The sequence below is a fragment of the Noviluteimonas gilva genome (genome assembly GCF_009740395.1).
In the GTDB taxonomy this organism is placed as follows: Bacteria; Pseudomonadota; Gammaproteobacteria; order Xanthomonadales; family Xanthomonadaceae; genus Noviluteimonas; species Noviluteimonas gilva.
The window spans coordinates 1,311,813-1,334,547 of the sequence record NZ_WOXT01000001.1; the positions used below are offsets into that span (position 1 = coordinate 1,311,813).

Sequence of the window (22,735 nt, forward strand, 5' to 3'; positions counted from 1 at the left end):
GCGTTCCCCCAATCCCTGTCTCGTTAGTCTTTCGTCACGCGGTTGATTTCCGCGAGGCTGGTTACGCCGTTGCGCACTTTCATCAATGCGGATTGACGCAGGTCTCGCACGTTGGAACGTTGCGCGGCTTCACCGATTTGCATCACGTTGCCGCCGGTCAGGATGATGTCCTGGATCTCTTCGGTCATCGGCATGACCTGGTAGATGCCCGTACGGCCCTTGTAGCCTTCCGTGCAATCCGGGCAGCCCACGGCTTCGTAGAGCTTGAAACCGGAGTGGATCTCGTCGGCGCTGAAGCCTTCGGCCAGCAGCGCGTGGTCGGGCAGGTGCACTTCGCGCTTGCAGTCGTGCAGGCGGCGCGCCAGGCGCTGGGCGATGACGAGCGTGACCGACGAGGTGATGTTGTAGGGCGCCACGCCCATGTTCATCAGGCGCGCGATGGTCTGCGGCGCATCGTTGGTGTGCAGCGTGGAGAGCACCATGTGGCCGGTCTGCGCGGCCTTGATGCCGATCTCGGCGGTCTCCAGGTCGCGGATTTCGCCGACCATGATCACGTCCGGGTCCTGTCGCAGGAACGAGCGCAGCGCCGCGGCGAAGGTCATGCCGCGCTTGACGTTCATCTGCACCTGGTTGATGCCCGGCACGCGGATTTCGACCGGGTCTTCGACGGTGGAGATGTTGCGCGTTTCGTCGTTGAGGATGTTGAGCGCGGTGTACAGCGACACCGTCTTGCCCGAACCGGTCGGGCCGGTGACCAGCACCATGCCGTAGGGCTTGAGCACCGCTTCGACGAAGAGCTTCTTCTGGTCTTCCTCGTAACCGAGCTTGTCGATGCCCAGCTTGGCGGCGCCGCCGTCGAGGATACGCAGCACGACCTTCTCGCCGAACAGCGAGGGCAGGGTGCTCACGCGGAAGTCGATCTGCTTGGACTTGGACAGGTTGAGCTTGATGCGGCCGTCCTGCGGGATGCGCTTTTCGGCGATGTCCAGCTGCGACATGACCTTCAGTCGCGCGGCGATGCGCGAGTGCAGCTTCACCGGCACCTTGGCGACCTGCTTGAGCAGGCCGTCGATGCGCAGGCGCACGCGGTATTCGGTTTCGTAGGGCTCGAAGTGGATGTCCGATGCACCGCGACGGATGGCGTCCACCAGCACCTTGTTGATGAACTTCACGACCGGCGTGTCGTCGCCCTTGGCGTCGACGCCCGAGTCGTTGGACAGGTCGTCGTCGCCGCCGGTGGTCTCGAGGTTCTCGAGGCCCTCGCTGTCGTTCATCTCGTCGGCGAGGGCGTCGGCGTTCTCGAGCCACTGGTCGATCGTGCGGCGGATCTTGTCGTCGTCGACGAGGATCGGCTCGACGGCCAGGTTGGTGTGGAACTTGATCTCGTCGAGCGCGTGGCTGTTGGTCGGATCGGCCAGGCCCACGAACAGGCGGCCGCCGCGCTTGAACAGCGGCAGGACACCGTGCTTGCGGACGAGCTCCTCGCTCACCAGCTTGATGGCCGACTGGTTGGGATCCAGCGAGCTCACGTCGAAGATGGGCATGCCGAACTCGGCCGAGTTGGCCGCGGCCAGCTGGGCGGAGGTCACCATTTTCTTTTCGGCCATGAACAACGCGAGCGGCTTGCGCTCACGGGTGGCCTGGTCCATCGCCTCGCGGGCGCGGGCCTCGTCCAGCACGCCGTCCATGACCAGTCGCCGGGCAATGCCCGTGATGCCCACCAGGTTGGCGGAAGCAACGGTCGCCATGTCTTTCCCCCAATACTTGTGTCGAAGATACCGCAAACCCCACGTCACACAACGGATGGCCGTCGCTATTCCGGTCGTTGGCGGACCGGTTAACCTGTACGGATCAGCGGAGCGGCCATGCGTATCTCGATCATCCTTCCGGCAAAGAACGAAGCCAACGGGCTGCGGCAGACCCTGCCCGGCCTCAAGGCCGCCTACCCGGAAGCCGAAATCATCGTCGTGGACGACGGGTCCACGGACGACACGGCGGCCGTGGCCACCGAACATGGGGTGCGGGTGCTCTCGTCCCCCTACTCGATGGGCAACGGCGCGGCCATCAAGCGCGGAGCCCGCGCGGCCTCGGGCGAGATCCTCGTGTTCATGGATGCCGACGGCCAGCACAACGCCGGCGACATCCCCAAGCTGCTCGAACGCCTCGAAGCCGGCTACGACATGGCCGTGGGCGCCCGCAACGCCGGCGGCCAGGCCAACGTCGGCCGGGGCGCGGCCAACGCGCTCTACAACCGGCTGGCGAGCTGGATGACGGGCCACCGCATCGCCGACCTCACCTCGGGCTTCCGCGCCGTGCGCGCCGAGCGCTTCCGCGAGTTCCTGCACCTGCTGCCCAACGGCTTCAGCTACCCCACCACCAGCACGATGGCGTTCTTCCGCAGCGCCTACCCGGTGGCTTACGTGCCGATCGAAGTCGCGCGCCGCATCGGCCGCTCGCACATCCGGCCGTTGCGCGACGGCGCGCGCTTTTTGATCATCATCTTCCGCATCGCCACGCTGTATTCGCCGCTCAAGCTCTTCGCGCCCGCGGCGCTGGGCTTCGGCGTGCTGGGCGTTGCGTATTACGCCTGGAGCTTCGCGAAGTACGGCCGCTTCACCAACATGAGCGCGCTGCTGATCAGCGCGGCGGTGGTGGTGTTCCTGATCGGCCTGGTGTCGGAGCAGATCACGGCGCTGACCTATCGCCGCGATGACTGACCCCGCAAGGCGACGCGCCTCCCACAAACCGACCGTCCTCGTCCTGGCGTCCACCTATCCGCGGTGGGCGGGCGATGTCGAACCCGGCTTCGTGCACGAGCTTTGCAAGCGGCTGTGCGCGCGCTTCCATGTGATCGCGTTGGTGCCGCATGCCGAAGGCGCGCAGTCCGGCGAGATCGACGGCGTCGAAGTCATCCGTTATCGCTACGCACCGGCGAAGCTCGAAACGCTCGTCTACGGCGGCGGCATCGCCGCCAACCTGCGGCGGTCGAAGTGGAAGCATCTGCTGCTGCCCACCTTCGTCGGCATGCAATGGCTTGCGGTGAAGCGCTTGTTGCGCACGCGCCGCATCGATGCGATCCACGCACATTGGCTCATCCCGCAAGGTTGGGTCGCGAGCAAGGCCACGCGCGATGTGCCGTTCCTCGTGACCTCGCATGGCGGCGATCTGTTCGGCCTGCGCGGCAAGTTCCTCGAAGCGATGAAGCGCGACGTCGCGAAGGCGAGCGCCGCGATGACCGTCGTGAGTTCGGCGATGGCGGCCGAAGCGCGCCGCATCGATCTCGCGCCGCCGCGCCTGGACATCCTGCCGATGGGCGTGGACCTGCGCGAACGCTTCGTGCCCGACGCCACCGTCGCGCGCGCCTCCGACGTGCTGCTGGCCGTCGGCCGCCTCGTGCCGAAGAAAGGCTTCAACTTCCTGCTCGATGCGATGCCCGCGATCGTGCGTGCGCGCCCGAACGTGCGCCTGGACATCGCCGGCTTCGGCCCCGAAGAAGCCGCGCTGCGCGCGCAGGCCGAGCGCCTGGGCGTCGCCGACCACGTGCGTTTCCTCGGCGCGATGCCGCAGGACAAGTTGCCGGCGCTGTATCGGTCATCGTCGCTGCTCGTCGCGCCGTTCGTGCGCGACGACGCCGGCGACCAGGAAGGCTTGCCCGTCGTGTTGATGGAAGCGATCGGTTGCGGTTGCCCCGTCGTCGTCGGCGATGTCGCGGGCGTGGACGATCTGCTCGGCGCGATGAAGGCCGAGGTCTGTGTCGATCCGCGCAGCACCGAACAACTCGCGAACGCCGTCATCGCCGCACTCGACGATCCGTCCGCACTCGCGCGCCGCGCCGAAGCGATTCGCGCGATAGCGGCCTCGCGCGTGGACTGGGACCACATCGCGACCGCCTACGGCCACCTCATCGCGCACTGCATCGACGGTGTGCGCGCGTGAACACCGCCGTGCGCCAACCGCACATCGCGCCGGACCTCGCGTCGCGCAAGCCGAAGGCGGAAAAGATCCTGCGCCTGCTCGACCTGCAGCCGCGCGCCACGCCGTATCGCGTGCTCGAAGTCGGCACCGGCAGCGGCGGCATCGCGCATTTCCTCGGCACGCATCCGACCATCCGTTGCGAGGTCACGTCGGTGGATGTCGTCGACTTGCGCATGGTGCATGACGGCTACACGTGGCAGCGCGTCGAAGGCACGGCCTTGCCGTTCGCCGACGCCGCCTTCGATGTGGTCATCACCAACCACGTGATCGAACACGTCGGCGAACACGCCGACCAACTGCATCACCTGCGCGAATGCCGCCGCGTGCTCGCGCCCGAGGGTCGCGGCTATCTCGCGGTCCCGAATCGCTGGGGCGTGGTCGAACCGCACTTCCACCTGGCGTTCCTGAGCTGGCTTCCGCGCGCGTGGCGCAGCCCGTACGTGCGCGCGATGGGGAAGGGCGAGGCCTACGACTGCGAATTGCTCACGCTGCCCGGCATCGAAGCGCTGTTCGCCGAAGCGGGGTTGCAGGCGCGCAACGTCGGCGTCGAAGCCTTGCGCGCGATGCTCGCGATCGAAGGCACGCGCGGGATGTTGCGCAAGTGCGTGGCCGCCGTTCCCGATGGCGTGTGGCGCGCGTTGTCGCCGCTGATTCCGACGCTGATCTACCGATTCAACCGCTGACCAGGCGCCGCATCGTCGGTTCGATGGAAGCGATCACCTCGCTCCAGTCGCGGATCGGCACGTCGGCCTTGCGCGGATTGCGCAGCTGCGTTTCGAGCTTGTCGGCGAGGTCTTCCGCGCTGCCCGCGCGGTAGAGGAACTCCGGCATGTCGGCGAACAAGTAGTGCATCGCGCCGACATCGCCCACGACGACGGGCAGGTCGCATGCCAGCATCTCGTAGGCCTTCTGCGGGAAGCAGTAACGCCCGAATTCGGTGTCGAGGATGCATATCGCGCCGACGTCGAGCGCACCGAACACTTGCGCGACGCGCTCGTGCGGCAAGGGCCCGAGCGAATGCACGCGGTCCCCGGTCGGCGGCGGAAAGCCGTGCGGACCGGCGAGCACGAGGTGCACGTTCGGCATGCGCTTTTCGAGGATCGCCCATGCCGCGTACAAGGCTTCGATGCCCTTCTCGCGATTGAGCCCGCCCGCGGTGCCGACGAGCAACGCATCCTGCGGCAAGCCGAGTGCGGCACGGCAAGCAGCGCGATCGCGCGGATGGAACACGGCGCGATCGATGGTGCTCGGCATCGCGACCACGATGCCCTTCGCGCGATACGTGTCGACGACCAGTTCGCGCAACGGCTCGCTCGTCGTCAGCACGAGGTCGGCCTTGCGCGTGGCCCAGCGCAGCAACGACACGAAGCCCGGGATCTTCGCCTGGCCGAAGCCTTCGAAGTTGTCGTACAGATCGACCACCAGCGGCACGCGCAACTTGCCCTTCAACCACGCGCCGAGCGCGACGTGCGGGATGTCGGTGCCCGCGATGATCAGGTCCGGTTTGAACTTGCGCAGCGCGCGCAGCAACCGCCACGGATACGTCGGCAAGCCCGGCATCGCCGGCTCCGAATGCCACGTCAGCGTGCCGGGCGCGGCGTCATGCGTCCACGTGCCTTCTTCGCGTTCCTTGCGATAACTCAGGCACCACGCTTCGACCTGGTGGCCGCGCGCGGCGAGTTTCGCGGGGACTTCGTACACGCGCGCGTAGCGGTCCAGGACCACGTCCTTGCTCATGTAGCGGCGCTTGCACAGGTACGCGATGCGCATCGTTGTATCAGTCCAGCAGGCGGCGCACGGCGGCGAGCGCCGCGCCGACCACCTGGTCCATGTTGTAGTAGCGGTATTGCGCCAGGCGCCCGACGAAAGTGACGTCGCGTTCGTCCGCGGACATCGCCTCGTAACGCTTGAACAGCAACTCGTTCTCGGTGCGCGGAATCGGGTAGTACGGATCGCCCTCGGCCTGCGGATATTCGCGCACGATCGACGTGCCCGCATGTTGCTGGCCCGTCAGGTGCTTGAACTCGGTGATGCGCGTGTAGGCGTGGTCGTTCGGATAGTTCACCGTGCCGACCGACTGGTACTCCGCGACATCCGGCAGATGCTCGTGCGCGAAGCGCAGCGAACGATACGGCAGGCGCCCGTGGCAATGATGGAAGTAGGCGTCGATCGGACCGGTGTAGACCGTGTGCGCGAACGTCCCGCGCCGGCGCACGTCCTCGAAGTCGACGTCGAGTTCGACGCGGATGTTGGGATGATCGAGGATTGCCTCGAACATCTTCGTGTAACCCAACTTCGGCATCGCCTGGAAGGTATCGGTGAAATACCGGTCGTCGGTGTTGGTGCGCACCGGAATGCGCGCGGCGACGCCGGCCTTCAACTCCGACGGATCCAGCCCCCACTGCTTGCGCGTGTAGTGCAGGAAGAACTTCTCGTACAGATCGCGGCCGACGCTGTTGAGCACGACGTCTTCGCTCGTGCGCACCGGCTCGCGCGGCTCGCGCACGCGTTCGAAGAACGCCGCCGCACCGGCCTCGTCGAGGTCCAGCCCGTACAGCGCATTGAGCGTGTCGCGATTGATCGGGAACGGATACTCGCGCCCATCGACCACGCCGCGCACTCGGTGTTCGTACTCGCGCCATTGCGTGAACCGCGACAGCCACTCCCAGATGCGCTCGGCATTGGTGTGGAAGATGTGCGGCCCGTAGCGATGCACGAGCACGCCGTGCGCATCGAGCTCGTCGAACGCATTGCCCGCGATGTGCGGCCGCTTGTCGATGACGCGCACGCGCTTGCCGGCATCGGCGAGTTCGCGGGCGACGACGCTGCCGGCATAGCCGGCGCCGACGATGAGGATTTCGGAAACTGCGCTGGACATCAGGGGGTGGTGCCTTCCGGAATGCGGTGGGGTTGGCCGGCGAGCGCCGCGTCGATCTCCGCGCGATCGCGCAGGTGTGCCAGGCGTTCGAGCCAGGCGTCCGACAGCAGGCGATGCCCGCGCAGCCAGTGCGCCACGATCCGCGGGCCATCTTCCCGGCTCCACAGCGCGCGCGCGGTGCGCAGCGTGATGGGCCGGCCGGTCGTGCGCAAGAGGTTGAACAGGTGGGATTTGCGCTGGGCGGGCGTCATCGCCCCGCGATACTTGCGCCAGACGCGCAGGACGCCCTTCCGGCGGCGGCTCGACGTGCTCACCCGCGCCCGCGCCGCCTGTGCGTGGACCACCTGCAGCGGCGCGGACAGGCCCACGCCGTCGCCCGCCTGCGCGGCGAGCCGGATCCAGAGGTCGTAGTCCTGCGAGGCCGTCAGCGCTTCGTCGAAGCCGCCGCAGGCGATCACGTCGGCCTTGCGCGCGAGCACCTGGTTTCCGACGACATTGCGCCTGAGCAGCATGTCGTGGGTGATGCGCGCCGGCCGGCGGGCGAGGTGGCGCGTGCCGTCGTCGCGTTCGACCACGTCGGCCGCGGCCACGAAGCCGACGCCCGGTTGCAGGGCTTCGACCAGTTGCCGAAGGCGATCGGGCAGCCACGCGTCGTCGTCGTCCAGGCCCGTGACCAGGTCGAAGCGCGCCTGCGCCAGCGCGAAGTTGCGTGCCGCCTGCGCACCGCGCGGCGCATCGAAATGGAAGGCGCGCACGCGCGGGTCGCCGGTGAAGGCATCCAACCACTCGCGCGTGCCATCGCGCGAACCATCGTCGACGACGATCACTTCGAAATGCGGCCAGGTTTGCGCGAGCACCGAACGCAGCGCGCGTTCGAGGAGCGCACGTCGTTCGTGCGTCGGGATGTAGACGCTGACGAAGGTGGGCGCGCTCATCGGCGCGCTCGCTGCGGCACGTGCGCCATCTCGCGGATCGCGAGCAACCACGGGCGATTGATGAGCGCGCTGAGGCCGAGATAGATCACGCCGCCGACGACGCCGCCGACCGCCATGCGCACCGTGCCGTGCGGCAATGCATGCGCCGCTGCCCACGCACCCGCGCCCGCGAGGAGCGCCGCGACGAGCGGGATCGTGATCTCGCGCAGATAGGCGCCGAAGGGCAAGGCGCACGAGGGATGCACCAGCCAGCGCCAGGTGGGCCACACCAGCAGCACTTGCGTGGCGACCACGGCGACCAACAGGCCGTCGAGGCCTTTGCTTTGCAGTCCGATCCAGTACGCGAGCGGGAACAGCACAAGCAGCACGAGATTCCAAACGAACGCGCGACGCGCCTTGCCGACGGCGTACAACACGCTGCCCGCCGGATTGCCGACTGACCGCAGCAATCCCCACACCGCGAACACGCGCATCAAGCCCGCCGCATCGCGGAAGCGCTCGCCGTACAACAGCATCACGACTTCATCGGCGAACACGCCGATGAAAACGAACACGGGGAAATTCACCGATGCGGTCATGCGCATCGTCTTCGCATAGATGTCGGCGAGCGCGATCGGATCATTCTTGACACGCGACATCACCGGGAACGTCACGCGCGTGACGACCTGGTTGATCATCATCGAAACGCGCAGGTTGAGATCGCGCGCCAGCGAATACAGGCCGAGCGTCGCGCTTCCGAGGAACCAGCCGCCGATGAAGATGTCGGATTGCCGCGTCAGCGTCGAGGCGGCGTTCTCGCCCATCATGTAGCCGCCGAAGCGCAGGAATGGCATCGCCTCCTGCAAGTCCATGTGGAAGGTCGGGCGGTGGCCGGCGGACAACCGGAGCCACGCGAGTGCGGCGCCGACGATGGCCGTCGCCAATGCACCCGCGACGAGTGCGAACACGCCCGCGTGCAGCCACACGGCGGCCACCACGCACGCGATGAAGCCCACGAGCGCCGCGGCCAGTTCGTTCTGCGCGGGCTTGGCGAACTCCAGTTCCTTCTCCGCGAGCACGTTGAACTGCTGCCCCAGGCTGCTGACGAACAGGATCTGCGCGGTCCACGCCAGCACCCACGTCAGCGCGGGCAAGTCATAGAAGCGCGCGATGAACGGTGCCGACACCACCACGAGGGTGGAAAGCGCGGCAGCCAGCAGTACGTTCAACCAATACAGCGACGAACGCGTGCGTTGGTCGACATGATCGAAGTGGATGATGCCGCGGCTGATGCCGAAGTCCGCCAGCACGCTCAACACGCCGAGCAGCGCCATCGTGATGGCCATCAGGCCGAAATCCGAAGGCGCTAAAAAGCGCGCCACGACCACCACCTGCAACATCTGCAGGCCGCTGCGGCCAAGCGCGGAGACCGTCGTCCATCGGCCCGCGGAGATGGCGCGCGTGCGCAGCTTCATGGCTTGCGCGCCGTGACGAAATAGCCGGCCGTCTCACGATCCTCGTGCCAGACCCGATCCAGTTGCGGCGCGATCGCCTGCGCGAGCCACCAGAACACGATCAACGGCGCGCGCATCGCGGCGCGCATCCAGCGCGGACCGCGCGGCAGGCGTGCGAGTTGGTAGTTGAGCTTCAGCGTCCACATCGACCAGAAACCGGTGGTGTTGCGCACGACGATGTCGACGAACCCGGCCTTCTCCAACTGGTAGCGCAGCCCGTGGCGCGTGAAGCGCTGGTAATCCCACGGCGCTTCGTGCTCCCACCACTGGAACGGTGCGGACAGGGTGAGCTGCCCATCGTTGCGCAGGATCCGCGCGGCTTCGCGCAGCATCGTCCCCGGTTCGGCCAGGTGCTCGATGACTTCGAACGACACCACGTGGTCGGCCATTGCGTCGGGCAAGGGCAACGGCTGATTGAGATCGGCGACGACATCCGCGCGCGAATCGTGCAGCGTGTTGGTCCAGTCCACCCCGACGTACTCGCGCGCGTTGACCAGGATGTCGTCGCGAAACGGCGCGGTGCCGCAACCGAGATCCACGACCGTGCCCGTGATCGCCGGCAACCGTTCGCGAACGAGCGCGTTGATCGCTCGTTTCAGCAACCGGTTGTGCGCGAACGGGTCTTCCGAATACATGGGTCAGGCGGCGACGCGGCGGTAGAAGTAGAAGTCGGCGAAGGAACTCACGCGGTTGTCGCCGGTGTCCGGATAGCGATTCGGCACATGCCGCTCGAGTGTCCATTCGCGCGCGTTGGCGTCGATCCAGTCCGTGAAGCGCCGGTGGCGCACGTGCGGCGAATCCGGAAGCTGCGGGCGATCGTCATTGGACGCGTAGATGCCGATGAACCGGCCGCCGGCATCGAACAAACGGCGCATGTACGCATCGAACACCGCGTCCTCCACCAGGTGGAAGATCACATCCAGCGACAGGGCGAGGTCGGCCTTGCGTCCATCGTACGCATCGACGCGTTCGAACGACTTGGTCGCGTCGGCCGCGAACTTGCTGCGGCAGATGTCCACGGCCCGCTGGCTGACGTCGTACCCGATGTAGGCCGGATACTGCGCCAACGTCAGCTGGTTGCCGTCGCCGCAACCGAATTCGATCACCGAGCGCACATCGTGCTCGCGCACGAAGGCGTTGAGGACCTCGGCCTTGAACTCGGCCAGGATCGAGTACGAGCCGGCGCCCGAGTTGCCGCCGGACCGGTATCGGCGTTCCCAGTAGGTCGCCGACGAATCGAATCGCGATCCGCGAAGGAAGCGCATCAACTTTGCAAACATTGCATGACTCCGGGTTGCACCTGCGTTGCGTTGGCGACGTGGTCGTAGACCGCCTCCAGGGCAGGTGTCAGCGAATCGATATCGAAGGTCTCCCGCACGAAGGCAGGGGCGCGCTGCGACATGTGGTTGGCCAGCGCGTCGTCGGACAGCAGCGTCGCGAGCGCCGTGGCGAGCGCATCGACATCGCGCTCGGAAAACGAGAATCCGGTCGTGCCTTCGACCAGTCCTTCGACTGCCCCGCCGCGCGCCGAGGTCACCACCGGCACGCCGCAGGCCTGGGCTTCGAGCAGGACCATGCCGAAGCCCTCCGCATCGCCGCTGGCGGCGACGATGCTCGGCAGGCAGAACACGCGGGCAGACGCGAGTTGCGCACGCACACCGACATCGTCGAGCGTGCCGAGGAATTCGGTGGGAACCGCGAGGTCGCTCGCGAGCGCGGCCAGTGTCGCGCGCAACGGTCCGTCGCCGACGATCGCCAGCGTCGCATCGGGCAAGCGGGCGCGCACGCGCGCCATCGCTTCGATCAGGTAGCGCACGCCTTTCTTTTCCACAAGGCGGCCCACGAAAAGCACGCGACGCGGGCGTTGCCCGGCCAACGTTCCGGCAGGCGTGAACTTGCGAACGTCGATGCCGATCCTGCGCGTCACGATTTTCTCGGGCGGCATGCCCAAGGTGATCGCATGCGCGCGAATGGCATCTGAGACGGCAATGAATCCGACCCGCGGCTCGCGAAACAGTCGCGCTAGCCGGGCGGGGTAGGGAATTCGCGTCAACCCACCGCGCCCACTCCACCACCAACCCTTGCGGGTGGTGATGTCGTATCCGTGCAGCGTGACGAGCATCGGCAGGCCCGCGCGCTTCACCGAAGGCCAGGCATCCACGGCATCCAGGCCGAAGTGCACGTGCACGAGATCGGCATGGGCCTCGAACGTTTCGACCAGCCCGCGATCCGCGACGCCCAAGCGTTGGCGGAGGCGCCGTTGCGACGCGCCGCCGCCCGGAAGCCGGACGTCCATGCCCGACAGGTCCAGGCCATCGCGCACGCGGAAGTTGCCGACCAGCGTCGGCTTCCACGCGCGCAAGGCCCTGGCCTGGTCGCGGACGAACGTCTCCGAACGCGGGAGCAGCACGTTGCGATAGATGGCGACCCGATTCACTTGAAACCCCACGCCTCCCGTCGATCAGCGCGTGGACGAGTGTGCGGGGGCACCCGGGGAAAGTCCAAGGCGCCGCTCCAGTTCCATGGCAGCCGCCTCGTTCTCCCCGAAGCGCCCGAGCTCGCGCAGCGCCGCGATTTCCCGGAGCGCGGCATCGCGCTTGCCCAGCGCGATCTGGACCTTGGCCAGGTTGACCCGGTATTGCGACTCGTTTGGACGCATGGGGACGACGCCTTCGAACAGCTTCAACGCACGCTCGGATTCACGGAGCACGTTGAGCGTGTAATCCGCATACATCGTCTGCATGTCGGGATTCGGGCGCGTGAGCGCCGCTTCGAACATGTCGACCATGTGCCGTTCCGAGAAGTCGCATTCGCGGCTGCGCGCGCAACGCATGATGCTGCCGACGGCATTGACTTCCTGCGGGCCGATCGGGCCTTTGCGCAGGCGTGCGGTCATGTCGGTCCACCACGCTTCTTTTTGCGGCAGGTTCGCGTGTGCGGCCAGCAACAGGAGGGCGCTGTGCGGGAGGATGCCGCTCTTCGGCAACGCGATCGCGCGCTCGAGTTCCTTGACGGCGGGCTCGACGTACGGCGAGTCGGGCTTGTACTGCGATGCGATCACCAGCATGCGGCCGTAGCCGTACGTCGAACGCGGCGACTCCGGGCGCTTGTGCGCTTCGCTCGCGGCGAAGCGCAGCGGGTGGGACCATTCGCGCGCACGCAGGTGCGTCGTTGCGCCGTAACCCAGCACCAACAGGATCGCGACCAGTGCACCGACGCGCCGCAGGTTGTCGCGCGGCAGGAGCAGCAGCAGGTCGGCGAGCACCATCAGCACGCCCACCGAGGCGAAGTAGTTGCGATGTTCGTACACCAGTTCCAGCGGCACGACGGTCGCGGTCAGTGCCTGCGCGGCGAGGAACCACAGGATGCCGAGCGCCATGAGCGGGCGGCGCGCACGCAGCCACCACGCGAAGGCCGCGAGCGCGGCGAGACCGAGCAGCGAATACAAAGTCGATGGCGGCGACATCCATCCGCGCGAGACGACGTAATCGTCGTGGTACAGCGTCAGTTCTCGAAGCGGTGGTGCCACGGTCCAGCGCAGGTAGTCGACGAGGACGCGGCCTTCGGTCAGCAGCCGCTCGACGAGCGTGAAGTCGCGGGTGATGAACGCGCGTGGCGCAGTCACGCGCGGGAATAGCCAGAACAGTCCGGCGACCAGCGGCAACCACAACACCGCCGCGAACAACTTGCGCACGTCGCCCTTCTGCGGCGAATTGCGCAGCGCCGGGATGCAGGCTTCGGCGAGCCATGCGTAGAGCGGCAACAGCACCGCCGACTCCTTGCACAGGATGCCGAGCGCCGTGCAGCCGAACAGGCCCGCGGCGATCCACCAGCGCCCGCTTTCGCCCGCCAGTTGCCGCTGCCGGCCGATCAGGTACAGCCACAGGCCCGCGAACACGAACGTATGCGCCAGGCTCTCCATCCGCTGCACGATGTACAGCACGCTCATCGTGTTGATCGGATGCACCGCCCACGCGACGGCGACGAAGGCGGCGGCCCACGTGCGGCGCCGCGCATCGACACCGGGCGCGGCGAGTGCGAACAACAACTGCACCAGGCCCAGCACCAGCAGCGCATTGATGCCGTGGATGACGACGTTGGTCGCCTTCATCGCGACTGGATCCATGCCCGCGAAATACGTGTTGACCGCGAAGCTGAGCATCGCGATCGGGCGCTGCAGGCTGCCGGCATCCGACGAGAACGCCGCCGCGCGCCACGCAGGCCCGTCCAGCGTGTCGATCTTGAGCGTCGGGTTCTCCACGATGTTGGGGTAATCGTCGAACACGAAGCCGCCGAACAGACCGGGCCAGTAGATCGCGAGCACGAGCAGCGGCAGCGCGATGCACACGAGCCATTTGCGGTTGAAGGCGGGGAAACGCATCTGTGTCATCGGCATTGGGTGGCGCCGTGTTGGCGCAGATCGTCGTCGAGGGTGGTGCGCATGTGCACGAGTGCGTTGGTCCAGTAACGCTGCTTGTGCAGCACCGTTTCGTGGAGCATGGACATCGCGCCGGTCGCGCGCGCGAGGTGCGGGATAGAGTCGCGGGCTTGCAGCGCTGCGAGATGATCCAGGTGGTCGCGCGCCTGCGCGTAGCAACCGGCGGAGGCGAGCATCGCGGCTTGTTGCAATGCGGCCTGCGGGGTGGGCCACGCGTCGAGCGCGCGGTCGAATTCGATGAGCGCCGCGTCGGGCTCGCGGCGCGTGAGCGCGAGATCGCCGGCGATCGAATGCAGTTCCTGCTGGCGCGGGGGCGCGGCGAAGCGCGGATTCGCGCGCGCGGCGGCGATCCAGGTGTCGACGGCCTCGAGATTCAGGCCACGACACGCGCGCGTCCGCGCGAGGTTCAGCGCGTCGGCCAGCCACGTCACTACCAGGGCGTCGCCTTCCGTCGCGTTGCGCAGCGCGTAGCTGACGGCATCGACCTGGCTGTGCCTGAGCCCGCGGGCGGCGCAACGTGCATCGGCCAAGTTCACCGCGAGCTGCAGGTCGGCGGGGTGTTTTTCGGAGAGGGGTTGCAGCCGTGCGATGGCGAGGTCCGGACGACCGGCGCGCATTTCGAAGATCGCCGCGGTGGCCTGCGCGCGCGAGGACGCGGGATTCGTGCGCGCCCACAGGGCCGCCATCTCATCCTGTCGGGCCCACAGCGATGCGCGTTGCCAGGTGATCGTCGCGAGTCCGCCGAACATCAGCACGACGATCGCGATGCGCGCGCCCGCCGGAATCTTCCAGCGCATCAGCGCGCGGCCGATCGGCCAGCCGAGCAGCAGCGCCGGCAGGTAGTTGCGATGCTCGTAGTACAACTCCAGCGCCAAAATCGTGGATTCGATCAGGTGCCCGGCGAAGAAGAACAACAGCGCGCACGCGAACACCGGTGCGCGGCGACGCAGCGCGAATGCCGTGGCGACCAGGGCGAGCACGAAGACGATCGCAAGCCAGGTCGACGCCGGCGACGCCAGGCCGGTCGATGCGACGTACGCATCGTTGTACAAACCGGTCGACAGCACGCGTGGCACTGCGAGCAACTGCAGGTAGTCGACAAGTACGCGCGGTTCGGTGAGCAGCCGTTGCGCAACGGTCCATGGGCGCGAGGCGAGGTCGACGTGCATGGCCGGCAGCTTCGAAAGCAACCAACCGAAGATGAGCACGCTGGGCAGGATCAGCATCACCGCGCGCAATGCGCGGAGCCGCAGCGTGGATTGGGTTGGATCGTTCCGGCGCAGGATCACCGAATCGATGACCCACGCAAGCACCGGCAACAACGCACCGTTCGCTTTGCTGGCCACGGCGAGCACGGTGCAAGCACCGAATACGACCACCATCCAAAGCAATGCGGTGCGTGGCGAGTCAGTGAGCCGCGCGCGCCCATGCACCCACGCCAACAACCCGAGCAGCGTGAACGTTGCCGGCAACATCGCTTCGCGCTGCACGATGTACAGCGTCGTCGACACGAACAACGGATGCAGCACCCACAGGCCCGCACCGACCAGGGCAGCGCCGTCGCGCGTGCGTGCATCGTCGGCAAGGCGGCCGCCGAGGACGCGCAGCAGCACGAACAACAGCGCGCCATTCAGCAGGTGCAACACCAGGTTCGTGCGCAGGAAGGGTGCAGCGTCCGTTGGCCAGTCGCGCGCATCGATCAGGAACGTCAGCAGCGAGAACGGGCGCCCGGTGGGATCGGCGAATCCGGAGGTGATGTAGCGCCAGAAGGCCGGTGCATCGACGATCGGCCCGTACTTGCCCAGCGCGGGCAGGTTGACCAGGTCGTCGAACAGGAATCCGCCCGACAGCCCCGGCCGATAGGCCAGGAAGGCAAGAAGCAGGACACCGGCGAAGGCCAGCGGGGCCAGGTGGTCCTGCAGTCGGGACGAGCGAGGGGTCATGCGGCGCCTGTGGAACGCCGCTTTCGGCGCAGGCGCATCCTAACGAAACCCCGTCGCCGGCGGCGACGGGGCGCAAGCAGAAATCAGATCAGTGACGGCAGATCGGCGGGACGTACTTCTCGCTGAGCGTGTTGGAGCGGTTGCAGACCCACTCGATGCTGCCCGTGTGGATGATGGGCGAGAAGATCAGGTGCTGCCCCTGGATGTTCGCGTGCGAAGTGCCACCGAACGTGACGTCGATGATGCCGTTGGACGCATCGAGCTGGCTCACGTAACGACCCGAGATGGAGACCGGAGTGGCCAGGCCGAAGGACTGGTTGTCGGTGCCGAAGCGCCCGAGGTTCTGGTAGTACTCGGCGATCGACGACTTGACGCCGTCGGCCAGGGACGCGCCTTCGGAGACCTGCGCGCGGATCGCGTAATCCTGGTACTGCGCGATCGCGATGGCCGCCAGGATCGCGATGATCGCGACGACGATCATCAGTTCGATCAAGGTAAAGCCGGAATGCTGGGATTTCATGCGGCGCCCCCCCGGGCATGAATGCGTGAGGTGTCTAACCGGTACGACGCAAGCAACGTGCCACACCGGCCGCTGGGAGTGTGCCCTCCCTCACAAAAGAGAAGGGCCGCTTGCGCGGCCCTTCGGGTCTTGCAACCAGCTGCGAGGATTAGTCGCGGCAGGGGGTCGGACGGTACTTGTTGTCGACCGTCGTGCCGGCCTGCGCGTCGCAGGACCATTCGATCGAACCGGCGTGCGGGATCGGCGAGAACACGAGGTTCGTGCCCTGGATCGCCGTGTGGGCGGACGCGCCGCTCATCGCCACGGTGATCTTGCCCGGGGCCGTACCAACGTCAACGCCGGAGACGTACTTGCCGACGATCGAGGCCGGGTCCGACAGACCATACGACTCGTTGTCGGCGGCGAAACGACCGTAGTTGTTGTAGAACTCGGCGACCGCGGTCTTCGTGCCGTCGGCGAGCGACGAGCCTTCCGACACCTGCGAGCGGATCACGTAGTCCTGGTACTGGCTGATGGCGATGGCGGCCAGGATCGCGATGATGGCGACCACGATCATCAGTTCGATGAGGGTAAAGCCCTGTTGCTTCTTCATTTGTGTATCCCCTAGGAGTGTTTTGAGCTTCACGTGCCTCGTTCGGCCCGGCTTTCCGGATCCGTCGGGCAGCCGTGCAACGGTGCACGTGCTCCGAAGGATACGCAGGTTGTGTGCCAAATGGGACAGGTGGAACCGTTATCGGGGCAAGAGTGCAACCCATCACGAATTCACGTGTTTTTCCGGGGTTTTCAGACGCTTGGCGCACCATCGCGTCACATTGTGACGCGCCTTGTCACGCCACTTTATGGCCGGTCGAGTTGATCGCGTCACTCGACCGCCGTCGGCGCGCCAAATCTGTGATGCAGGACAGCGCCGTCATGACCAGCACGGCCTCGAGCCCCCGGTAGGCGATCGCGTACCGCGGTTCGGCCTGCAGCACGACGTGCACGAGCGTGACGTACAGGGCCAGCGCACCGGTGGCGACGACGGGGAGATTCGCATCGCGACGCAGTGCGGCGAGCGTCAATGTCAGCGCCGCGATCAGCGCCAACGTCGTCAGCAAGGGGTTGAGCGTCCGGTACGTCACCAGGAGCGTGCGCAATGCGCCCGGTCGATCGAACGGCGAGCGCCGCACGTCGTGATAGGCGATGTCCGTCGCACCGATCCGGATGCGCCAGCCCCACAGCATCCACGGCTTGGTGGCGTACCACTTGAGGTACATCGCAGGGTCGGCGGCCATGCGTTCGCCCATGCGCGTCAGTCCGGCGGACGCATCGCGTCGCAAAGTGGCGTGCTCTGCGTCGATCTCGTGCGTGATGGCCACCGCGGTCGGATCGCCGAGCCGCAACAGGTTCGCGGCCTGGTGGTAATCGGGCCACGAGCCCTGCACGAAGTTGAGCAGCGCGCGATCGGTGCCGCGCCCCGCGCCTTCGATCTGTGCATTGCGCACGCCCATCGCGACCACGGGCAACAGGAACACGCCGAGCAATACGGCGGCGGGCACGCGCGCGCCACGCACGAACATCAGCAACGCCAGGCACGGCGGAAACAACAGCACGAGCGGATTGACGAGATACGCGTAACCGAACGCGATGCCCGTCAACACGAACCACGCCGCGCGCCTGCTTCGCCATCCACGCGCGAACGCATACAACGCCGCCATCATGCAGAACCCGAACAACACTTCCGAGAGCAGGGTGTTCGTCGCCGCCACGTGGTGCGGCCACAACGCGAGCAGCAAGCCCGCCGCGATCGACCACGTCGCGCTCAACCACTGCCGCGCAAGCAACGTCGTCAGCACGACCGTCAGCGTGCCGAGCAGCACCTGCACCTGCAGCACGAACGGATACCAGCCGCCCAGCGTGATCCACGACGGATCCTGCGGGAACAGGCGCATGCCGAGCGCGATCAGCCATGGATAACCGGGCATGCGGTAGTCGTCGGGAACGGGCACGCCGGGCGGCGGCGTGCTGCCGAACACGTGGTGTTCGACGACATTCCACGCGTAGAAAACGTACTCGCGAATGTCGCCGCGCACGGGATGGTCGACGATCGCCGTCAACACGTAGTGTTCGCGCACCACGAAGGCGAGGAGCGCGAGCAGGCCCAGCAACAGTCCGAAGCGTGGCGCCCGCGGGGCGGACACCGCTTCGCGCATCAGTCGATCCCCAGCTTCTTCAGCTTGTACCGCAGCGCGCGGAAGGTGATGCCCAGTTGCGCGGCGGCCTTGGTCTTGTTGTAGCGGTTGTCCTCGAGCGCCTGCTGGATCGCGTTGCGCTCGATTTCCTCGATGTAGCTGGGCAACGCGCTGGTCATGCTGTCGCGCGGATCGGCGTGGCGCGGGTCGCGCGCCATCGGTTCGCGCGGTGTTTCGCGCATCGGCGTCGACGGACGCGGCTGCGATTGCATCGACGGCGTCGGGCCATACACCGGCAGGCGCAGGTCGCTGGCTTCGATGCGGTCGTCTTCGGCGAGCGCGAGCGCGCGTTCGAGGATGTTTTCCAGTTCGCGCACGTTGCCGGGGAACGGATAGGCGCGCAGTGCGTCGACCGCTTCGGGCGTCAACGCGGGCAGGGCACGGCCCTGCTGGCCCGACAGGCGCTGCAGGATCGCGGCGCACAGGCCCGGAAGATCGTCGAGGCGCTCGCGCAGCGGCGGCACGCGCAACTCGATCACGTTGATGCGGTAGTACAGATCGTGGCGGAAACGCCCGTCGTCGATCTGTCCAGCGAGATCCTTGTGCGTGGCCGACAGGATGCGCACGTCGACCGGCACTTCGATGTTGGCGCCGACCGGACGGATGCACTTTTCCTGGATCGCGCGCAGCAGCTTGACCTGCATCGGCAGCGGCAACTCGGCGACTTCGTCGAGGAACAGCGTGCCGCCGTCGGCCGCCTGGAACAGGCCCGGCTTGTCGACATGCGCGCCGGTGAAGCTGCCCTTCTTGTGGCCGAAGAACTCGCTTTCCATCAGCTCGGCGGGAATCGCGCCGCAGTTCACCGGCACGAACGGACCGGTGGCGCGCGCGCCCTGCTCATGGATCGTGCGTGCGACCAGTTCCTTGCCCGTGCCCGATTCGCCGGCGATGTACACCGGCGCCTGGCTGCGTGCCACTTTGCCGAGCGTCTGCTTCAACGCGACGATCGCCGGCGAGTCGCCGTACAGGCGCGTGGCGAGCGCATCGCTGGCCGGTGCGCTGCCCGCGGGGCGGCGTGCGCCCTTCTGCGGAAGATCGAGCGCGTGCTTGACCAACCCGCGCAACACCGCGAGGTCGACCGGCTTGCTGACGAAGTCGAAGGCACCGGCCTTCAGCGCTTCCACCGCGGCTTCCATGTTGCCGAAGGCGGTGATCATCGCCACCGGCGTGTGCGGGTATTGCGCCGAGATCTCGGCGATGAGGTCGATGCCCGAGCCGTCGGGCAGGCGCATGTCGGTCAGGCACAGGTCGAAGCGGTGCGCGGCGAGGAGCGCGCGGGCTTCGTTGAGGCTCGATGCCGTCTCCGTGCGCAGGCCCATGCGGCCCAGCGTGAGGACGAGCAGTTCACGGATGTCCCGCTCGTCGTCGACGATCAAGGCGCTGCGTTGGTCGTTCATTGGGTTCCCTTGCCCCCTCTCGACACATTACCGCGCGATGCGGGGGCGACGGAAGCGCGCGCCGTCACGCCGGAAGCAATGAATGCGGGCCCGCGAGGCGAATCCGGAAGCAACACCCGCCTCCGGGCATCGCGACGTACTCCAGCGTGGCCTGGTTGGCCCGGCACAGCTCGCGCGCGATATAGAGCCCCAGGCCCGTGCCGTGGCCGGAGGTCGTGAAGAAGGGGCGGAACAGCTGCGAGGCCACCATTTCCGGGATGCCCGGCCCGCGATCCTGCACGTCGATCTGCGGCCCGTGCGCGTTGGAGACGTGGAGGTGCACGCGCGCCGGTTCCCCCGGCATGCGGCCGTAGGTCAGCGCGTTGTGGATCAGCGCGACGAGCACCTGGTGCAGCTGGCGCGGGTCGGCCAGCGCCGGCACGGACGGTTGGTCGGCGCTGACATGCAGTGTGTCGCCTTCGAGCGGATGGTTGGTGCGGTACTCCTCGATGAAGCGCCGCGCGAAGCCCACCAGTTCGACGTACTCCGGCTGCGCCCGTTCACGGCGCGCAAGGCCGAGCACGTTCTCGACGATGCCGTTCATGCGCTGCGTCTGCTGGTGGATGATCTCCAGCAATCGCCGATCTGCGTCGAGGATTTCCTTCGACTCTTCCAGCAACTGCGTCGCATAGCTGATCGCCGCGAGCGGATTGCGGATCTCGTGCGCGAGGCTCGCGGAGAAGCGGCCCAGCGTCGCGAGCGTGAGCGATTCGGCGCGGCGCGAGAGCAGCGAGGTGTCGTCGAGGAAGACGAGCGACTGGTCGCTGTCGGCGAGCAGGCGCGTGAAACGCGGCACGATTTCCGGCAGGTCGGGGCCGAATTGCATCGGCGTTTCATCCGCAACGCCGTCGTGGCGCCAGCGGCGCAGGCGGCGATCGAGATCCGGTGAAAGCCCGTGCAACGAATCGCCCTGCGAACCGGCGATCAACAGCAACGCAGCTTCGTTCGCCAGGCGCACCGCGCCTTCGCCATCGACGAGCAGCACGCCGGTGCGCATGCGGCGGATGATCAGTTCGCTGACCTCGGCCATGTTGGCGGCCTGCGCGCCGCGGTGTTCGGCGAGCGCGACGCTCGCGCGCATCTGGCGTCCGAGCAGGTTGGTGAGCGTGCCGACCGCGGCGAAGCTGATCGCGTACATCAACAGCTCGGCCGGCTGCCGCGAGGACGGCGCGCCATCGGCCGCGCTCCACAGGTATTCGAGGATCAAGGCGACGCCGGCCAGCGCGGCGATCGCGATGCCCGTGCGCATCGACAGGAACAACGCCGCGGCGCCCACGTTGAACAGCAGCATCAGCGCGATGCCCGACGCCGCGCCGGGGAGTGCGTGCATCGCCAGCGTCGCCGCCGCGATGTCGACCAGCACGCCGACCAGCGCCTGCACCTGCAGCGAGCCGCGCCGGCCGGTATAGAGCAGCACGACCGCGGCGATCAGATAGCCGGTGGCAGCGATGCCCCCGAGCATGGGCAGGCGCGGTTCGACGAAGTAATCGCCGAACGGGCTGAAGACCACCAGGGCCAGCAGGCCAGCCTCCAGCGCGCGATACAGGGTGAAGAAATAGAGTTCGCGACGAAGCGCGCTCTGCGTGCTGGCGGGGGCGGGCGTGCGCGGCAAGCGGGGGTCCCCGATGAGGTTGGCCGGAGTATAGGGGGAGCCGGCTTTGCTCCGGGGGTCCCGCTTCGGCGACAATGCTGCCCCTTTTCGCGCATAACCCCCCATGAACTTCCACGAATACCAGGCGAAGCAGTTGTTTGCCGATTACGGCATCGCGGTCCCGGCCGGGCGCGTTGCCCGCACGCCGGAGGAGGCCGTGGATGCGGCGAAGGCCATCGGCGGCGACTTCTGGGTCGTCAAGGCCCAGATCCACGCAGGCGGCCGCGGCAAGGCCGGCGGCGTCAAGCTCGCCAAGACCTACGACCAGGTGCGCGAGTACGCCAAGGGCATGCTCGGCACGAAGATGGAGACCTACCAGTCCGCCGGCGTGGCCCTGCCCGTCGATTGCGTGCTGGTGACCCAGGCCACCGACATCGCCAAGGAGCTGTACCTCTCGGTGCTGGTCGACCGTTCGAGCAAGGCGATCACCTTCATCGCCTCGGCCGAAGGCGGCGTGGAGATCGAGAAGACCGCCGAGGAAAACCCCGACGCGATCAAGACGCTGCACGTGAACTACGTGCAGGGCCTGCAGCCCTACCAGTGCCGCGAGATGGGCTTCGGCCTGGGCCTGGATGCCAAGCAGGTGAACCAGCTGACGAAGATCATGCTGGGCCTGGCGAAGCTGTTCAACGAGAAGGACCTCGCGCTCGTCGAACTCAACCCGCTGGCGATCATGACCGACGGCAACCTCGCGGTCCTCGACGGCAAGATCAACTCCGACGACAACGCGACCTTCCGCCATCCCGACCTGGCCGCGATGCGCGACATCCGCCAGGAAGACGAGACCGAGGTGCTGGCCAGCCAGCACGACCTCAACTACGTCACGATGGACGGCAACATCGGTTGCATGGTCAACGGCGCAGGCCTGGCCATGGCGACGATGGACGTCATCAAGCTCAATGGCGGCGAGCCGGCGAACTTCCTCGACGTGGGCGGCGGTGCGACGAAGGAACGCGTCACCGAAGCCTTCAAGCTGATCCTGCGCGATCCGCACATCAAGGCGATCTTCGTCAACATCTTCGGCGGCATCGTCCGCTGCGACATGATCGCCGAAGGCATCATCGCGGCGGTCAAGGAAGTCGACGTCAAGGTGCCGGTGATCGTGCGCCTGGAAGGCACCAACGTCGAAGCCGGCAAGGAAATCCTCAAGAATTCGGGCCTGGCGATCATCGCCGCCGACGACATCAACGACGGCGCCAAGAAGGCCGTTGCGGCCGCGGCCGGCAAGTAAGGGA

The 22,735-nt window shown here is 66.9% G+C and carries 19 protein-coding genes; 4 read left to right on the forward strand and 15 right to left on the reverse strand.

Annotated elements, in window-relative coordinates; all coding sequences use genetic code 11:
- Positions 1 to 23: 23 nt before the first annotated feature.
- The gene (pilB, locus tag GN331_RS06275) at positions 24 to 1,748 is read right to left on the reverse strand and encodes a type IV-A pilus assembly ATPase PilB (protein ID WP_156641041.1); all 1,725 of its coding nucleotides are present in this window, start codon (positions 1,746 to 1,748) and stop codon (positions 24 to 26) included.
- 117 nt (positions 1,749 to 1,865) lie between these two features.
- Here pilB and GN331_RS06280 point away from each other — a divergent pair, with 117 nt between their 5' ends.
- The 3 genes from GN331_RS06280 to GN331_RS06290 are packed head-to-tail and all read left to right on the forward strand — an operon-like array spanning position 1,866 to position 4,658.
- Positions 1,866 to 2,717 (forward strand): glycosyltransferase family 2 protein, encoded by an 852-nt coding sequence (locus GN331_RS06280; RefSeq protein ID WP_156641043.1) that lies wholly within the window; start codon positions 1,866 to 1,868, stop codon positions 2,715 to 2,717.
- Entirely contained in the window at positions 2,710 to 3,936 is a 1,227-nt protein-coding gene (locus tag GN331_RS06285; RefSeq protein WP_156641045.1) for a glycosyltransferase, read from the forward strand. The genes GN331_RS06280 and GN331_RS06285 overlap by 8 nt, the downstream gene beginning before the upstream one ends.
- The gene (locus GN331_RS06290; protein ID WP_331713379.1) at positions 3,933 to 4,658 is read left to right on the forward strand and encodes a class I SAM-dependent methyltransferase; all 726 of its coding nucleotides are present in this window, start codon (positions 3,933 to 3,935) and stop codon (positions 4,656 to 4,658) included. Before GN331_RS06285 ends, GN331_RS06290 begins: the two co-directional genes overlap by 4 nt.
- Here GN331_RS06290 and GN331_RS06295 read toward each other — a convergent pair.
- The 14 genes from GN331_RS06295 to GN331_RS06360 form a co-directional block, all read right to left on the reverse strand.
- Complete coding sequence (locus tag GN331_RS06295; protein WP_156641047.1) at positions 4,648 to 5,745, reverse strand: glycosyltransferase family 4 protein; 1,098 nt, start codon at positions 5,743 to 5,745, stop codon at positions 4,648 to 4,650. The genes GN331_RS06290 and GN331_RS06295 overlap by 11 nt on opposite strands.
- A gap of 7 nt (positions 5,746 to 5,752) precedes the next feature.
- Positions 5,753 to 6,853: a UDP-galactopyranose mutase gene (glf, locus tag GN331_RS06300; RefSeq protein ID WP_156641049.1), complete on the reverse strand. Its 1,101-nt coding sequence runs from the start codon at positions 6,851 to 6,853 to the stop codon at positions 5,753 to 5,755.
- A complete protein-coding gene (locus tag GN331_RS06305; protein ID WP_156641050.1) occupies positions 6,853 to 7,788 on the reverse strand; it encodes a glycosyltransferase in 936 nt (311 codons plus the stop codon). Before GN331_RS06305 ends, glf begins: the two co-directional genes overlap by 1 nt.
- Positions 7,785 to 9,242 carry an MOP flippase family protein gene (locus GN331_RS06310; protein WP_156641051.1) on the reverse strand — a complete coding sequence of 486 codons (1,458 nt, stop codon included), beginning with the start codon at positions 9,240 to 9,242 and terminating at the stop codon, positions 7,785 to 7,787. Before GN331_RS06310 ends, GN331_RS06305 begins: the two co-directional genes overlap by 4 nt.
- Positions 9,239 to 9,916 (reverse strand): class I SAM-dependent methyltransferase, encoded by a 678-nt coding sequence (locus GN331_RS06315; protein WP_156641052.1) that lies wholly within the window; start codon positions 9,914 to 9,916, stop codon positions 9,239 to 9,241. Before GN331_RS06315 ends, GN331_RS06310 begins: the two co-directional genes overlap by 4 nt.
- A gap of 3 nt (positions 9,917 to 9,919) precedes the next feature.
- Positions 9,920 to 10,561 carry a class I SAM-dependent methyltransferase gene (locus tag GN331_RS06320; protein ID WP_156641053.1) on the reverse strand — a complete coding sequence of 214 codons (642 nt, stop codon included), beginning with the start codon at positions 10,559 to 10,561 and terminating at the stop codon, positions 9,920 to 9,922.
- The gene (locus tag GN331_RS06325; RefSeq protein WP_156641054.1) at positions 10,546 to 11,718 is read right to left on the reverse strand and encodes a glycosyltransferase; all 1,173 of its coding nucleotides are present in this window, start codon (positions 11,716 to 11,718) and stop codon (positions 10,546 to 10,548) included. The genes GN331_RS06320 and GN331_RS06325 overlap by 16 nt, the downstream gene beginning before the upstream one ends.
- A 24-nt stretch (positions 11,719 to 11,742) precedes the next feature.
- The gene (locus GN331_RS06330) at positions 11,743 to 13,671 is read right to left on the reverse strand and encodes a hypothetical protein (protein WP_156641055.1); all 1,929 of its coding nucleotides are present in this window, start codon (positions 13,669 to 13,671) and stop codon (positions 11,743 to 11,745) included.
- The gene (locus tag GN331_RS06335; RefSeq protein WP_156641056.1) at positions 13,668 to 15,662 is read right to left on the reverse strand and encodes a tetratricopeptide repeat protein; all 1,995 of its coding nucleotides are present in this window, start codon (positions 15,660 to 15,662) and stop codon (positions 13,668 to 13,670) included. Before GN331_RS06335 ends, GN331_RS06330 begins: the two co-directional genes overlap by 4 nt.
- Positions 15,663 to 15,750: 88 nt before the next feature.
- Positions 15,751 to 16,182, reverse strand: a complete 432-nt coding sequence (locus GN331_RS06340; protein ID WP_156641057.1) for a pilin — start codon at positions 16,180 to 16,182, stop codon at positions 15,751 to 15,753.
- A gap of 148 nt (positions 16,183 to 16,330) precedes the next feature.
- Entirely contained in the window at positions 16,331 to 16,774 is a 444-nt protein-coding gene (locus GN331_RS06345; RefSeq protein WP_156641058.1) for a pilin, read from the reverse strand.
- Between the two features lie 235 nt (positions 16,775 to 17,009).
- Positions 17,010 to 18,374: an ArnT family glycosyltransferase gene (locus GN331_RS06350; protein WP_156641059.1), complete on the reverse strand. Its 1,365-nt coding sequence runs from the start codon at positions 18,372 to 18,374 to the stop codon at positions 17,010 to 17,012.
- Positions 18,374 to 19,810, reverse strand: coding sequence for a sigma-54-dependent transcriptional regulator (locus tag GN331_RS06355; RefSeq protein ID WP_156641060.1), 1,437 nt, complete (start codon positions 19,808 to 19,810; stop codon positions 18,374 to 18,376). The genes GN331_RS06350 and GN331_RS06355 overlap by 1 nt, the downstream gene beginning before the upstream one ends.
- Positions 19,811 to 19,874: 64 nt before the next feature.
- Entirely contained in the window at positions 19,875 to 21,461 is a 1,587-nt protein-coding gene (locus tag GN331_RS06360) for a sensor histidine kinase (protein WP_231734343.1), read from the reverse strand.
- Positions 21,462 to 21,564: 103 nt separating this feature from the next.
- On the opposite strand from GN331_RS06360, the gene sucC reads away from it, so the two are divergent.
- Positions 21,565 to 22,731, forward strand: coding sequence for an ADP-forming succinate--CoA ligase subunit beta (sucC, locus tag GN331_RS06365; RefSeq protein ID WP_156641062.1), 1,167 nt, complete (start codon positions 21,565 to 21,567; stop codon positions 22,729 to 22,731).
- Positions 22,732 to 22,735 lie beyond the last annotated feature (4 nt).